Raw genomic sequence first — 14,660 nt, forward strand, 5'->3', positions numbered from 1 at the left:
ACCCCAACGCCAAGGGGTCCTGCGCGTGCGGAGACTCGTTCAACTGATACGAGCCCGCTGTTAATACTTAACGCCGACCACACGAAAAGTTGTGGCCGGCGTTTTCGCATATGTAAACGGGCACCGCTTTACATCTCGACCGGGTATGTCGGCTCTGGGATATCCGGGGTGATCGATTTATCCACGAAAATTCCGTACCAGATTAAGAATGCCAACACAGTCCATAGGCGGCGGGAATGGTCAGGGCCAGATCCGCTGGTCATGGAAGAGCGGTGTTCTTCCAGCATAGAGCGGGTGGCTCCGAGGTCGACAATCTCACCGGCCTGCGATGAGGTGATGATGTCCTCCGCCCAGCCGTAGAGCTCGTCGCCGGCCAACCAGTGTCGGATCGGGACAGGGAACCCAAGCTTCCGGCGGTTAAGGACGTGCGGGGGAACGATGCGTTCCATCGCCTGGCGCAATGCCCACTTCGATGTGCCATGAGTCAGCTTCATGCTCGTCGGCAATGATTGCGCGACATTGAACACCTCTTTGTCGAGGAACGGCACACGGAGCTCGAGGGAATTCGCCATGGTCATCTTGTCAGCCTTGACCAGGATGTCGCCACGCAACCACGTGAACAAGTCCAGGTGCTGCATCCTGGCTACCGGATCCCAGCCCTGCGACTTTTCGTAAATCGGAGTCGTGACATCCGTGTGGTTCCACTCTTTCTTGGCCCACGGAATGACGCGCCGGAGCTGGTCGAAGGAGAAGGAGCGGGCATTACCGTAATAACGCTCCTCAAGAGGAGTGGTACCTCGCTCCAACAATGACTTGCCTCGCACCCCGTCGGGGAGGCGTTGTGCGAGGGTCCGCAGACCCTTCTTGGCAAACGACGGGATTATCTCGAACGGGGCAAGAGAAAGCGGCTCATGGTAGATGTTGTATCCGCCGAAGAGCTCGTCGGCACCCTCGCCAGAGAGGACAACTTTGACGTGCTTCCTGGCTTCCGCTGCGACGAAATACAGGGGGACGAGGGCCGGGTCTGCCACCGGATCGTCCAAATACCAGATGATGCGGGGGACCGCCTCGGCAAATTCCTCGGGGGAGACCACCTTAACGATGTGCTCGACGCCGATCGCTTCCGCGGATTCCGCGGCAACGTCGACTTCCGAATACCCCTCGCGCTCGAAACCTGTGGTGAAGGTCAGCAAGTTCGGGTTGTGGCGTTTCGCGAGTGCCGCAATAGCCGTCGAGTCGATTCCGCCGGACAGGAACGATCCGACGGTGACGTCGGCACGCATGTGCTTAGCAACGGAATCCTCGAGGGCATGCTCGATCTTTGAAATCTCGGAATCGATATTTTCCTTGTTCACCGAGGTTTCGGGGAAGCGAGGAGTAAACCAGCGATGTACCTCGGGCTTTTCACCGGGCTTCACTGTCGCGCAGCAACCGGACTCCAGGCGGCGAATTCCGGTGTGCAGGGACTCAGGTTCGGGCACATACTGCAAGTCCATGTAATGCTCGATTGCGCGCTTATCTAGCGACAGATCGATGTCAGCTTTGTCCGCCATGGAGAGCAGGCATTTTTTCTCCGAGGCAAAAAGGGTGCCCTTGTCGGTGGTGGCCCAGTAGAGGGGTTTAATGCCGAACTGGTCACGAGCGAGGTACATCGTCTTGTCGACCGAGTCCCACACAGCAAACGCAAACATTCCACGAAGATGGTGAACGACGTCCCGGCCCCAGTGGTGATAGCCGACGACGATCGTTTCGCTGTCCCCGTCGGTGGCGAAGGTATATCCCTTGTCCTTCAGTTCGGAGCGCAGCTCTTTGTAGTTGTAGATTTCGCCGTTGAAGGTCAGCGCGTACCGGTTGGGCTGGTTTTCCGGGCCCCACTGTAAAGGCTGATGGGAATGTGCGAGGTCAATGATGGACAGCCGATTGAATCCGTAGACCACGTCGGCGTCATTCCAGGTGCCATCCTCATCCGGGCCACGGTGACGCATGCAGGTCAGTGATGAACCAGTGGCTTGAACAAAATCCTCCGCATTTCCGCTAGCGGCGATGAGTCCGAGCAAACCGCACATTCAATAAGGCCTTTCTGTTCTATACCTTTTATATATCCGCACAACACTGAGCAGCCTGAATTGAACAGCCTGATATGTGACTTCTTCTAGGTAGACAGTGTTAGCGACGGAATTCTCCTCGACTCTAGTCGTGTGTAGTGGGAAAGTGCGAGCTGCTTCGGCGGCGGGCCGGTATTTGTTCATCCAGTGGACAGAGGGCTTACCCAATGTAGGGGAATTGTGATGCGAATAACATTTTCTTAACGACGTAACGCACGCGACAGGAAAGCTGTGAGGATGCTGACAATTCTGACAGGAAAATACCAGCGTAAATCGTTAACGACGATCGCTATGGAACAAAGCTACGTTTGAATGCTTGCCGACGTCGGCCAGTCGCGGGGGTAAAACTGGCAGCTTTTTCCAGTCTGGTGGGAACTCTTGACGCCCATCCATGATGGTTTATCCCTCTTTATGGATTACCCTAGCTAAAAGAGGAATGAATCCCAGCGTTTTTTCAACCTGGTGTGGATCAGGAAGGCAAACACACGTGGAACAGCGAAAAATGCGCAATTGGTCGCGCAAGCTAGGACTAGCTGGCGTTTTGGCAGCCGGTGGCTACTTGCTGTCCGGATGTAGCGTAGCGCCGCCCGATAACGGCTTCTTTAAGCTTCTGCGATTCGGCGTACCCGACGGCATCACCCCTGAAGCCAAGGAAATTGGGAACTTCTGGGTGTGGATCTGGGTAGCAGCTTGGATCGTGGGCATCATCATGTGGGGCTTGATGTTCTACTCGTCCTTCGCATTCCGTGCGAAACGGAAAGAGAAGAAGGGTGAAAAAGAGTTCCCACGTCAGACGCAGTACAACATCCCGCTTGAACTTGTTTTGACCACAGTCCCGATCATCATCGTGATGGTCATCTTCTTCTTCACTGTGCAGACCGAAGATAAGGTCACAGCGATGGACAAAGACCCGAAGGTTAAGGTCGATGTCACCGCTTTCCAGTGGAACTGGAAATTTGGTTATAACGAGGTCGATGGCTCCTTGATGGGTGGAAACACCTACGAGGGTAGAGACGATTCCGCTCAGGCAGCCGCCGATGGCACGAAGAAGATCGAAAGCAGCAGCCGTGGTGAAGAGGGCGCATCGAACCCCATTCACGGCAATTCAAAGAGCGATCTGTCCTACCTGAACTTTGACAAGATCGAGACCGTGGGAACTACTGACGAGGTTCCTGTCTTGGTTCTGCCATCTCAGACAGCCATTCAGTTCGACCTCGCGTCAGCTGACGTCATTCACTCTTTCTGGGTTCCTGAGTTCTTGTTCAAGCGTGACGCTTTCCCGCACCCCGAAGCGAACAAGTCCAACCGCAAGTTCCAAATCGAGAAGATCGATAAGGAAGGCGCGTTTGTCGGACGTTGTGCCGAGATGTGCGGTACGTACCACGCCATGATGAACTTCGAGATCCGTGTTGTCAGCCCGGATAAGTTCCGTGACTACATGAACTTCCGTAAAGACAATCCGAGCGCATCGAATGCTGATGCGTTGAAGGCGATCGGCGAGCAACCGTACGCAACCTCAACCCACCCGTTCCTGCCTGGGCGTGAGGATACGCGCGAAGCGAACGACAACTACGTCGATAACAACCAAGCCGAGCAGTCATAGAACTAGGAGTACACCGTTATGAAATCCTCATCGCGACTGTTTTACGCGATCACAGTCTTCCTTGTGATCATGACTGTGATCTACGTCTTGGCCACCAAGTTCATCAACGATAACGGCTACATCAGCGGTATCGAATGGGCAGGATCGGCCGGACTATTGCTCGGCGCCTTGATGACGCTGATGCTTGGTGTGTACCTCCACATCACAGAACGTCACTCGGATGTTCTGCCGATGGACTGGGAGGAAGCAGAGCAGGTTGATGGTTCCGGAGAATTCGGTTTCTTCAGCCCGAACTCCATCTGGCCCTTCGCCATGACCTGCGGCATCGCAGTGCTTGGCTATGGTGTCGTCTTCCTGGCCTACTGGATGATCGGCATCGGCGCCGTGATCACCGTCTGGGCAACAGTCAAACTGAACCTGCAGTACGGAACACCAGTGGAAAAGCACTAGTCCGTACTCGGAGGGGTTAGCGCCTCGTAGCTAATTTCCATCCACAAAAAGCACCCGTGCATCCTTCCTGGCACGGGTGCTCTTTGCTGTCTCAGATGGCGTGGCTAGCCCCGAGCTAGCCGACGTTGCGCATAGAGTGCTCTACAAAGGGCGTTTCTCTGAAACGAGGCGCTGGATACGATCCGTGGTCTTTTCATCATGTAATGCCGCCTTGGCACGGTCGAGCGCCTCACCCATCGCATCGTGAAATGATTCTTTGTCGCATCCTTGCGCTGAAACAAGTGCCCCAGCAGCGCTGAAAAGAACCGCGTTTTCCACAGCGCTCATATCGCAGGGGAGCGGGGTTGTCGGCGTATCGGCAATAGGGTCAAGCGAGAACAATTGACGAGCGACGCGAGCGTTGGTGTCCGCGTCGCCACCCCGGATCGCGCTAAGCGGGTAGTAGGAGAATCCGTAATCGCGAGGATCAAACTCGTAGCGTTCGGCGCCACCATCGTGTGTGACGTACACGTCGGTGGGACCAGAGACGGAAAACTCATCTAATCCGTCTTGCCCGTGAACGACGAGCACAGTGTCACCGCGTCGCGCAAACGCGTCTGCCATGACGGAGGTCATCTCAGGGAACGCACACCCGATCAGCCCCGCGGTCGGCCGGGCCGGGTTCGTCATGGGGCCTAGAAGGTTAAACAGCGTAGGCACCTTGATATCCGAGCGCACCGGCGCCGCGTACTTCATTGCGGGGTGGTAGGTGCGCGCAAAAATGAAAGCAAAGTGGTGTTTGCTTAGCATGTGCGTCACGTCGTCGGGGGAGAGGTCAATCGGGACGCCGAGAGCTTCCAGCATGTCTGCTCCGCCCGAGCGCGACGACGCCGCGCGGTTTCCGTGCTTGATAACGTCGATACCCATCGAGGCAATCAGAAGCGACGCCATCGTCGATACGTTGACCGTGTGGGCTCCGTCCCCGCCGGTACCGACAATGTCGACAGCAGGCTCACGATCATCATTGGTGGATGACGGTAATTCAACCGGCTGGGCAAAGTCCAGCATTGTCGACGCGGCCGCCTCGAGCTCTGTCGGGGTGATTCCCTTCACCCGAATTCCGTAGATAAAGCTAGCGATCTTTGCGAGTGATGCGTCTCCACTCATGATGGAGTGCATCGCAGCTGAAACTTCATCGGGGGTTAGATCGCGCCCGTCGGCTATGTGGTTGAGAAGGTCAACCCAGTTCGTCGTCATGTGTGCTCCATGCTCATGTACTGATATGTTTAATACGTTTTCTATGACGATACCGGAGCGCGGTTTCTCCGAGGGCGTCGTCTCCAAAGGGGTTATCTCCGACGGTTGTCTCCGCCGGTTTTGGTCGAACTGCACCATGAGACAGGTGTCCGCAAAAGGGGCCGTCGGTAATAAGCGGGTTAAAGTTCCCGTTACCCCCAATAAGGGTTCCCCCCTAATTTCATCATGGTTCTGAGCTGGGATTTTAAGAGTTCCCGATACTTGCCGAAGCATAAAAGTGACCTTGGAGGGGGCTGTCAGTCATAATTACATGCGTGACGAGCGCAGTAGGAAACTCAGGTATGGCAGCACCACAGCGTGTTGCGACACTGAACCGACCCAACATGGTCAGTGTCGGAACTGTTGTGTTCCTGTCTCAGGAATTGATGTTCTTCGCTGGCCTGTTCGCGATGTACTTTGTGTCGCGCGCAAATTCCGGCGGAGATTGGCCCCCGGCGGATGTCGAATTGAACGTGCCCCTGGCTTTGTTCTTTACGATCATCCTGGTTGCGTCGTCGTTTACGGCGCAGTGGGGCGTGTTCGCGGCAGAGCGAGGTGATGTCTTCGCCCTTCGCCGCTGGTACGCCCTTTCTGCCGTTATGGGACTCGTGTTCTTGGCTGGTCAGGTCAACGAATACACGCACCTCGTCCTTGACGGAACAACGATCCAACACAGTGTGTACGGTTCGTGTTTCTACATCACGACCGGTTTCCACGCTGTCCACGTTTTCGCCGGGATCCTGGCCTTCGGGATCGTGCTCTTGCGTACCTACAAAGCCAAGTTCACTCCCGCCCAGGCGACAGCGTCCATCGTCGTGTCTTACTACTGGCACTTCGTTGACGTTGTGTGGATTGGGCTGTTCATCACTATCTACTTCATTCAGTAGGCCGGGCCTGGCCTTATTGGCCACCACACCGCCCTCACTTTCCATGACGACATAAAGGGAAAATGATGGTTAACTCCAACAATTCCGGCACGTTGTCGGGTTCCGCGGTGGAGACCGGAACCGACACCGTGCGCCACGCCAAGAAGGTCCGTGGCCGCCGAAAGTTACGTCGTACTTTTGCTAGTACGGCAGCTTTGGCCCTCGGCCTTACTGGCGCAGGTTTTCTCGCTGATGCCCTAACCCCTGACGCTCAGACTGCCACCGCTGATAAAGACCAGGCAGCCCTCGTCTCGCAGGGTAAAGATATTTACGACGTTGCATGTATCACCTGCCACGGCGCCAATCTCCAGGGCGTCAAAGACCGTGGCCCAGCACTCACCGGTGTTGGCGCAGGCGCTGTGTACTTCCAGGTGCACTCCGGCCGCATGCCTATGACCCGCAACGAAGCCCAGGTTGAGCGTAAGAAAGCCCGTTACTCAGAAGAAGAGACGCTGGCTTTGGCAGCTTACGTGCAGTCCCGCGGTGGTGGACCGGACATCGTTCACGACCAGGACGGGAACATCGCTATGGAGTCCCTCCGTGGCGAACACTACGACGGAAACATCAAGGCTGAGGACGTCGCTCGCGGTTCTGATTTGTTCCGTTTGAACTGTGCATCGTGCCACAACTTCACCGGTAAGGGCGGCGCGCTCTCCGGTGGTAAATACGCACCTGATCTTGATCCTGCCAATGAGCAAGAGATCTACCAGGCGATGTTGACCGGCCCTCAGAACATGCCGAAGTTCTCCGATCGCCAACTGACCTCAGACCAGAAGAAGGACATTATCGCCTTCATTAAGTCTCAGCAGGACACCCCGACACAGGGCGGATACGGCCTGGGTGGTATTGGTCCAGTCACTGAAGGTTTGTTGATGTGGATCGGCGGCGTCACCGTTATGGTCTGCGCGGCACTATGGATTGGAACGCGGTCATGAGTGACAAGATAACGAAGAAATACACGTCCGAAGAGCTAGCCGCCATGAGCAATGACGAGCTCGCTCGCCTCGGCACCGAGCTTGACGACGTTACCGTTGCTTACCGTAAACAGCGTTTCCCCATGGACAACGACCCTGAGGAGAAACGCGCCGCGCGCAGCGTCGGCTTGTGGTTCCTCTTAGGCGCAGTCTTCGCCATTGCGTTTATCGCTGTTTACCTGTTCTGGCCCTGGAAGTACAAGGGGCTAGGGGAGGACGGCCTGTGGCTCTACTCCCTCTACACTCCGCTATTCGGGGCGTGCATGGGCTTGGCGATCCTCTGCCTCGGCATCGGAGCTGTCAAGTTCACCAAGAAATTCATCCCCGAGGAAATTTCCGTTCAGCGTCGTCACGACGGCCCGTCGGATGAAGTTGATCAGAAGACCCTCGTGGCTCTGCTCAACGATTCCTGGGAAACATCCACCCTTGGTCGCCGCAAGGTGCTTAAAGGCATCATGGGAACCGGCGCTGTTGCCGCAGGGCTCGCATTAATCTTCCCGATTGGCGGGATGATTAAGAACCCCTGGAAGCCCAAGGCTAAAGGTATGGACGTCCAGGGTGACGGCACCCTGTGGACGACGGGATGGACCCTCACGGAGAAGGGTAAGAAAGTTTACCTAGGCCGCGACACCGGCGTCACAGCTGAAAAGCACGAAGGTGGCTATGAGGCCACTGGCGAGACGTACGAGACTCGTGGCGTTACCCGCTTGGTGCGGCTTCGCCCTGAGGACCTGAACGCTGGGGCCATGGAAACGGTCTTCCCGCTTCTCGAGGATGTCGTCAACGACCACGACAAATACGACAAGAACGCCGATGTGTACGAGGCGCACATGGAGTCCATCCATGGTTCGCGTAACTCGGTCATGTTGATCCGTCTGCGCCACAGTGACGCCAAGCGCGCCATCCAGCGTAAGGGACAGGAAGACTTCCACTTCGGCGATTACTACGCCTACTCGAAGATCTGCACGCACATTGGCTGCCCGACATCGTTGTACGAGCAGCAAACCAACCGAATTCTTTGCCCGTGCCACCAGTCACAGTTCGACGCGTTGCACTACGGCAAGCCAGTCTTCGGCCCAGCTGCACGTCCTCTTCCGCAACTGCCCATTGCTGTGGATGACGAGGGATTCCTTTACGCAAAGGGTAACTTCGTTGAATCCGTCGGCCCGGCCTTCTGGGAGCGTCGTTCATGACCACTAAGACTTATCCATCGCACATGGCGCAAGCCGCGCGGAACATGGATGACCGCTACACCATGTCCTCCGGGGTTCGGCGCCAGATCAACAAGGTATTTCCGACCCACTGGTCGTTTATGCTTGGCGAAATTGCTCTGTACTCTTTCGTCATCCTCCTCCTTTCCGGAACCTACCTGACCCTGTTCTTCGACCCGTCGATGAGCAAGGTCATTTACGACGGTGCCTACGCACCGCTCAACGGCGTGGAAATGTCCCGCGCCTACGAGACAGCCCTTAACCTCTCCTTCGAGGTCCGCGGTGGTCTGTTCATCCGACAGATCCACCACTGGGCAGCCTTGATGTTCGCCGTGTCTATTACGGTGCACATGTTCCGTATCTTCTTCACCGGAGCATTCCGTAAGCCACGCGAAGCCAACTGGGTTATTGGTTGTGTGCTTCTGCTCCTGTCCGTGGCTGAGGGCTTCATGGGCTACTCGCTGCCGGATGACCTGCTGTCAGGTGTTGGCCTCCGCATTATGTCGGCCATCATTCTTGGTTTGCCGATCATCGGTACCTGGCTGCACTGGATGATGTTCAACGGCGACTACCCGGGCGACATCATCATTGACCGTCTGTACATTGCCCACGTGCTCATCATTCCGGGTATCTTGCTGGCATTGATTGCTGCGCACCTTGCTTTGGTCTGGTACCAGAAGCACACGCAGTTCCCCGGACCTGGTCGTACCGAGAACAACGTCGTGGGCGTGCGAATTCTCCCCGTCTTCGCCGTCAAGAGTATCGGCTTCGGCCTCATCACCTTCGGTGTTCTGGCCTTGCTCGGTGGTATCTTCCAGATCAACGCGATCTGGAACTTGGGTCCATACAACCCGGCCCAGGTGTCAGCAGGTTCTCAGCCTGACATTTACATGCTGTGGACAGATGGTGCTGCACGTGTTATGCCCGCCTGGGAGTTGTACATCGGTCGGTACACAATCCCAGCTATCTTCTGGGTAGCGATCATGCTGCTCGTGCTGGTTGTGCTGCTGGTTACGTACCCGTTCATCGAGCAAAAGCTCACTGGCGACGACCTTCACCACAACCTGTTGCAACGCCCCCGCGATGTTCCGGTTCGCACCTCGCTCGGCATGATGGCCATCAGCTTCTACTTCCTGTTGACCATCTCAGGTATGAACGACCTGATCGCTTACCACTTCCAGATCTCACTGAATGCTATGACGTGGGTTGGACGTATCGGTCTCGTTATCGTTCCGCCGATCGTGTACTACTGCACGTACCGTATTTGCCTCGGCTTGCAGCGTTCTGACCGTGAGGTCCTAGAGCATGGTGTTGCTACCGGCACGATCGAAGTTCTGCCTTCAGGTGGGTTCATTGAAGTTCACCAGCCGCTAGGCCCGGTTGATGAGCACGGCCACGCCGTACCGCTTGAATACGAAGGTGCCCCGGTTCCGAAGCAGATGAACCAGCTTGGTTACTCCGGCCACCCGGGCCGCGGCACGTTCTTCACGCCGGATTCGCAAGACATTGCGGACCGTGCGGAAGAGATCGAGCATGAGAACGAGCGCGAACAGAAAGAGATGCTCGAGGAACTGCAGGCGCGTAACCGCGAGCAGTATAAAGACGACGATAAGTAATAACCCGGGCATTCCACGGAGTGGGTACGCCGAGCAGTGAGTCTCGGCCCCGCACCGCGGTGTGCAAAGGTAATTTCACGCGCACGTCACTAGCCCCGCTTTCCTTAACAGGGAAGCGGGGTTTCGCGTATATCTATTCCGTTAGCTCTCGGTAGCCTTCCGCGCCTTATCTATCCAATCGGCAAATCGCCCAGCGCCCTGGACCGGCATGAACCATCCTTCGCAACCAGGACCTGGCCGCACTCCGGGCTTCTCCATCCACCGCCGGATCACGCGTAATTGCTCAATGCTCGCCCCTCCGAGCGGGGAAGAATCCGGTTCAACATGCGTCGCATGGGCGAGGAGCAGATCCACTGCATTCCCATGAGCGCCTCCTCTGGCAACGTGCCCCGCGCTCGCCAGCCGCCCGTAACGTACGACCGCAAGGTTCCACCCGCCTTCGCCATCAGGCGCTGTCAACCTCATCTCGGGAGTTGCGGCAAGGGCTCGGTAAGCCTGGGCGGTGGCCGTCGTCGAAAGTAAGGCTGCAACGGCATCCCGCGTGAGAGCTGCGCGTTGAAAACGACCGTCCGATGCCAAGTCGGTGACCACATTAATTAATTGTTGGTAGTAGTCAGGTCTATCCCTTTGACTTCGGCTGTTCTCCTCCAGGTTCTGAAGGGGGTATGAATGACCGCCGGTTGGGATGTCATCGGATAGGCCAGCCGGGCCGGAAGTGCTCCCTGTCTCGGGATCTAAGTCGGGATCTAAGGCTCCATCAGGATTTAAAAAGGCGGCGATCCGTTCCTCTGCGGTCGATAACGACGGTGGCCAATGGATGGCCTGGTCGACAGGGAGTCCGGATGCTGTCGGAGCTCCAATACCGAGCAACCGTGCCGCAGTCGTGGCTTTTTGGCGCGTTCGAAAGGGGCCGAGGGCGTTAGGAGAGCGGGGATCGCGCGAGATAGTGGCGCGGGAAACATCGTGTGCGCGCGGGCGCGCCCCGGAAATCCACCAATACTGCCGCGGTTCCTTAGAGCGTCGGTTAAACGGAGGGCGAAACTTAGCGATCAGCGTTGCTTCCCGAACCTCAGCCTCAAATCCGTGCGCACATTCGATCGTGTCGATATTCCGAGTTTGGGGGAGAAGGTGCGGAATCAGGCGTCGTTTGTCATTGCCGTTTATATATTGTCTGAGCCGACGGCGGAGGTTCACTGCCGTACCTATATATAACGGTTCACCAGAGTGTGAACGGAAAATATAGACGCCTGGGCTGGAGGGGACGTTCTCAATGAGGTGGCGGTAGCGGTTGGGAGACGGCGAAATCGACGTGGCGTCGGGGGTCGATGTTTGGGAGACTGACGCACTAGCGGCCCCTCGAGCTGGCCGCGTGGGAATATCCCCGACATGAATGATGTCGTGGGACCCGAGCTCCTCAAGAAGGCCGTGGAACACAGTCACTGTGGCGAGTGCGTCATCGAGCGCGCGGTGCGTGGGTGTCGTCGTGGCGTGAAAATGTCGCGCGAGAGACGAAAGCTTAAAAGACCCGACGGCAGAGCGGTCCAGAATTGTCCGCGCAAGGACCAATGTGCACAGGTGAGTTGGCTGTGGCCACGTGATGTGTGCGCGCATCGATGCAGCTTGGAGGAAACCAATATCGAAGCGAGCGTTATGGGCGACAAGAACCGTCCCGCGTGCAAACTCGAGGAAATCCTTTACTGCCTGGGCTTCTTCTGGTGCTCCATCAACATCATCGTCACTGATCCCGGTGATATTCGTGATGACCGGGGGGATGAGCCGACCCGGATCGACGAAGGTAGAAAAGCGGGAGATTTCCTCGCCGCCATGAATTTTCACTGCTCCGATTTCGATAATGCGGTCCTCGTGCGCGGATAAACCCGTGGTTTCGAGGTCCACGATGACGAATGTTGTGTTGACGATCAGGGAGTCAGCAATGTCCTGGTTGAATGTTGGAGAAACGGGGAGATGCGCCTGCGCGTCAGATGAGGGGTGTTCTGAAGTCACGGAGTCCCCATGATCTGGGACGAGTGATGTGCGGGCGCGGTTCACAGTGAGAGGGTACAACGCTCATGGGACACAGAGGTATGTGACAAAGACAGGGAGAGTCATAGTTCGAGTAGCGACGAAATATATGTGCGATGTGCCCCATCGAAGGCTGAAACGCGTGAGTTTTGTGGGGGAGATGAGGTTTTATGACAAAACTGTGATAGATATCACATTTCAAGTTATTAGGGGCGAGATTTCAGGACGCGTAATAATCCTTGGTTGCTCTTATTTGACGACATTTTCCCAGTGCAACAGGTACTTCTAGGTAAAGCCGACCATGGCGCTGTAGAAGGTGGCCCAAAAATAACGTTTCGGTTACAGAATGGCGGTTGGGGTGAATGAACCCCCTGCCTGGGTTTCGAGTTGGACATAGACCGTATCCATTTCGTAACCTTTTCGAGACATTACAGAGCGGCGGGTGCCGCCTGAGATCTGACCGTCGACACGCATCGGAGAAACACGAATGGCTAACCGTAGCCGCTTGAGCGCTTCCACCGGCCGCAAAATTGCTGCAGTTTCTGCTGTGGGTTTGAGCGCGACTACCGCAATCGCAGGCGCTGCCAACGCATCTGCTGCTGAGGTTCAGATTCCTAACACTCAGTACACGGTCACTGTTCCGGACCAGATTCAGCAGGCACAGGACGCGCTGAACAAGCAGATCCACGACTACATGTCGCAGGCTAACATCCCGAATGCCGACGCTACCGCCGCAAACATTGGGGGCGCACCGGCTGAAGCTCCGGCCATCGATCCGATCGAGACCTTGCGTAGCGTTGGCCAGAAGATTGCCGACGCCGCTCAGTCCAAGCAGGGATCCCCTTACGCATGGGGTGGGACTGGCCCCGCCGCGTTCGACTGCTCGGGTCTCGTGAAGTGGGCCTACGAGCAAGTTGGCATCGCCATCCCTCGGACCTCGAACTCTCAGCTGGCGGGCGGCGCCCCTGTTGCGCTCGACGCGCTACAGCCCGGTGACATCGTCGGCTTCTATGGCGGAAACCATGTCGGCGTCTACGTCGGTGGTGGCAACGTTGTCCACGCTCCTCAGGAAGGTCAGACCGTGTCTGTCGTTCCGCTGAGCTCCATGCAGGCCTACTCGGCTGCCCGCTACGCGTAGCACGAGCTTCTAGAGCACAGCCGGTTGCTCAAGCACGGCTGAGGATGAAAGCGCCCAGGTAAGATGGGCGCTTTTTGTTATGTGAAGAATCGGCAACACCTGCTTGGCTCGGTCTTGGGGGGGCGTCGTTAGGGCCGGTTAAGCCTGTTGGGTACTAACCGCATTGGTCACACGGTTAACTTTATTAACATTTTGACTGGTCAAGGTGATTTTTTGACGCGGAACTGGTAAAAGTATCACCGTGCGTCTCACTATGGTTTTGCCGTCGCGGTGTACTCGAATGGTGGTAGCTGCGGCCTCCCTCCCAGCCTTTCTTGCTATTTCGGTAGTCGGCCAGACTCCTGCCCATGCCGACCCTGCCCCCTCGGCAGCGACACCGGCGAATAAAGACGATCTTTTCGCGCAGATGTCTGAGGTTTCGCGCGAAGCCGAGCAGACATCGGAAAAAATCAAAGAGCTTGAAGAAAAGATCAAAGGCGCTGATCAAACACTGAAGGAAGCTCAGCACGACGTCGATAGCAAGTCGGACGCGGCCCGGACGGCGTCGGATAAAGCTAACGCCATTCGGTCCAAGGTGGATCAGATCGCGTTGTCTCGTTACCGGCAAGTCAGCATTGACCCCACCACAGCCTATATTGGTGCGGCGAACCCGCAGGACGCTATCGACCGGGCATCGTATATCAGTGCTCTCGCCACGGGGCGGCAAAATACGCTCGATCAGTACCGACGTGAGTCAAGTGCGGCGAACAAAGAGCGAGATGTTGCCGCAAAAGCCAAAGATGCTGCTCAGAACGCTTCCGATGAGTTGAATAAGCAGGAAAAAGAGTTGCTCGCCAAGCAAGACGAGCTCAAAGCTCAGACTGCTCGGATCAAGGCTGCGATCGATAACCTCTCCGCTGAAGAGCGTCGGCGGTGGGAAGATAAGAACAACCCGATTCGCATGGGTAAGGACCAAATCAAGGCCGCCCAGCAATCGGCTAACGCTGCTGTCAACGCGGCCCTATCGAAACTCGGCGCTCCGTACTCATGGGGCGCGGCCGGGCCGAATGAGTTCGATTGTTCAGGCCTGGTGTACTGGTCATACCGCCAAATGGGGAAGACCATTCCTCGCACGTCCGGCGCTCAGATGGCTGGTGGAACGCCCGTGTCCATGAATGATCTTCAACCCGGTGACGTCATCGGATACTACCCAGGGGCCACCCACGTCGGTCTCTATATCGGTAATGGCAAGGTCGTCCACGCTGCCGATTACGGCATCCCTGTGCAGGTTGTCGGAGTGAACTCGATGCCTGTGTACGGGGCTCGTCGCTACTAGGGTGGCGATGTTTCATAGAATGTGA

11 protein-coding genes are annotated in these 14,660 nt (G+C 56.5%); 8 read left to right on the forward strand and 3 right to left on the reverse strand.

Going from position 1 to position 14,660, the window contains the following annotated elements; genetic code table 11:
- Window positions 1–128: 128 nt before the first annotated feature.
- Window positions 129–2,066, reverse strand: a complete 1,938-nt coding sequence (gene asnB, locus Q3981_RS00120; protein ID WP_303122694.1) for an asparagine synthase (glutamine-hydrolyzing) — start codon at window positions 2,064–2,066, stop codon at window positions 129–131.
- A 526-nt stretch (window positions 2,067–2,592) separates the two neighbouring features.
- Here asnB and coxB point away from each other — a divergent pair.
- The gene (gene coxB, locus Q3981_RS00125) at window positions 2,593–3,708 is read left to right on the forward strand and encodes a cytochrome c oxidase subunit II (protein ID WP_012731356.1); all 1,116 of its coding nucleotides are present in this window, start codon (window positions 2,593–2,595) and stop codon (window positions 3,706–3,708) included.
- An 18-nt stretch (window positions 3,709–3,726) separates the two neighbouring features.
- Window positions 3,727–4,158: a cytochrome c oxidase subunit 4 gene (locus Q3981_RS00130; protein WP_012731357.1), complete on the forward strand. Its 432-nt coding sequence runs from the start codon at window positions 3,727–3,729 to the stop codon at window positions 4,156–4,158.
- 141 nt (window positions 4,159–4,299) lie between these two features.
- Here the strand turns inward: Q3981_RS00130 and trpD are convergent, their stop codons facing one another.
- Window positions 4,300–5,394: an anthranilate phosphoribosyltransferase gene (gene trpD / locus Q3981_RS00135; RefSeq protein ID WP_303122695.1), complete on the reverse strand. Its 1,095-nt coding sequence runs from the start codon at window positions 5,392–5,394 to the stop codon at window positions 4,300–4,302.
- Between the two features lie 314 nt (window positions 5,395–5,708).
- Between trpD and Q3981_RS00140 the strand changes: the two genes are divergently transcribed.
- From Q3981_RS00140 to Q3981_RS00155, 4 genes are all read left to right on the forward strand, one after another.
- Window positions 5,709–6,320: a heme-copper oxidase subunit III gene (locus tag Q3981_RS00140; protein ID WP_041628783.1), complete on the forward strand. Its 612-nt coding sequence runs from the start codon at window positions 5,709–5,711 to the stop codon at window positions 6,318–6,320.
- A gap of 65 nt (window positions 6,321–6,385) precedes the next feature.
- Window positions 6,386–7,294, forward strand: a complete 909-nt coding sequence (locus Q3981_RS00145) for a c-type cytochrome (protein ID WP_303122835.1) — start codon at window positions 6,386–6,388, stop codon at window positions 7,292–7,294.
- Window positions 7,291–8,526: a ubiquinol-cytochrome c reductase iron-sulfur subunit gene (locus tag Q3981_RS00150; protein WP_204088317.1), complete on the forward strand. Its 1,236-nt coding sequence runs from the start codon at window positions 7,291–7,293 to the stop codon at window positions 8,524–8,526. Before Q3981_RS00145 ends, Q3981_RS00150 begins: the two co-directional genes overlap by 4 nt.
- Window positions 8,523–10,160 (forward strand): cytochrome bc complex cytochrome b subunit, encoded by a 1,638-nt coding sequence (locus Q3981_RS00155; protein ID WP_012731362.1) that lies wholly within the window; start codon window positions 8,523–8,525, stop codon window positions 10,158–10,160. Before Q3981_RS00150 ends, Q3981_RS00155 begins: the two co-directional genes overlap by 4 nt.
- Before the next feature lie 141 nt (window positions 10,161–10,301).
- On the opposite strand, the gene Q3981_RS00160 is transcribed toward Q3981_RS00155, so the two are convergent.
- Window positions 10,302–12,164, reverse strand: coding sequence for a DEDD exonuclease domain-containing protein (locus Q3981_RS00160; RefSeq protein WP_303122700.1), 1,863 nt, complete (start codon window positions 12,162–12,164; stop codon window positions 10,302–10,304).
- A gap of 505 nt (window positions 12,165–12,669) precedes the next feature.
- On the opposite strand from Q3981_RS00160, the gene Q3981_RS00165 reads away from it, so the two are divergent.
- Window positions 12,670–13,320, forward strand: coding sequence for a C40 family peptidase (locus tag Q3981_RS00165; RefSeq protein WP_303122701.1), 651 nt, complete (start codon window positions 12,670–12,672; stop codon window positions 13,318–13,320).
- 280 nt (window positions 13,321–13,600) lie between these two features.
- Window positions 13,601–14,635, forward strand: coding sequence for an NlpC/P60 family protein (locus tag Q3981_RS00170; protein WP_303122702.1), 1,035 nt, complete (start codon window positions 13,601–13,603; stop codon window positions 14,633–14,635).
- The last annotated feature ends 25 nt before the right edge of the window (window positions 14,636–14,660 follow it).

The organism is Corynebacterium sp. (genome assembly GCF_030530965.1).
Lineage (GTDB): Bacteria > Actinomycetota > Actinomycetes > Mycobacteriales > Mycobacteriaceae > Corynebacterium.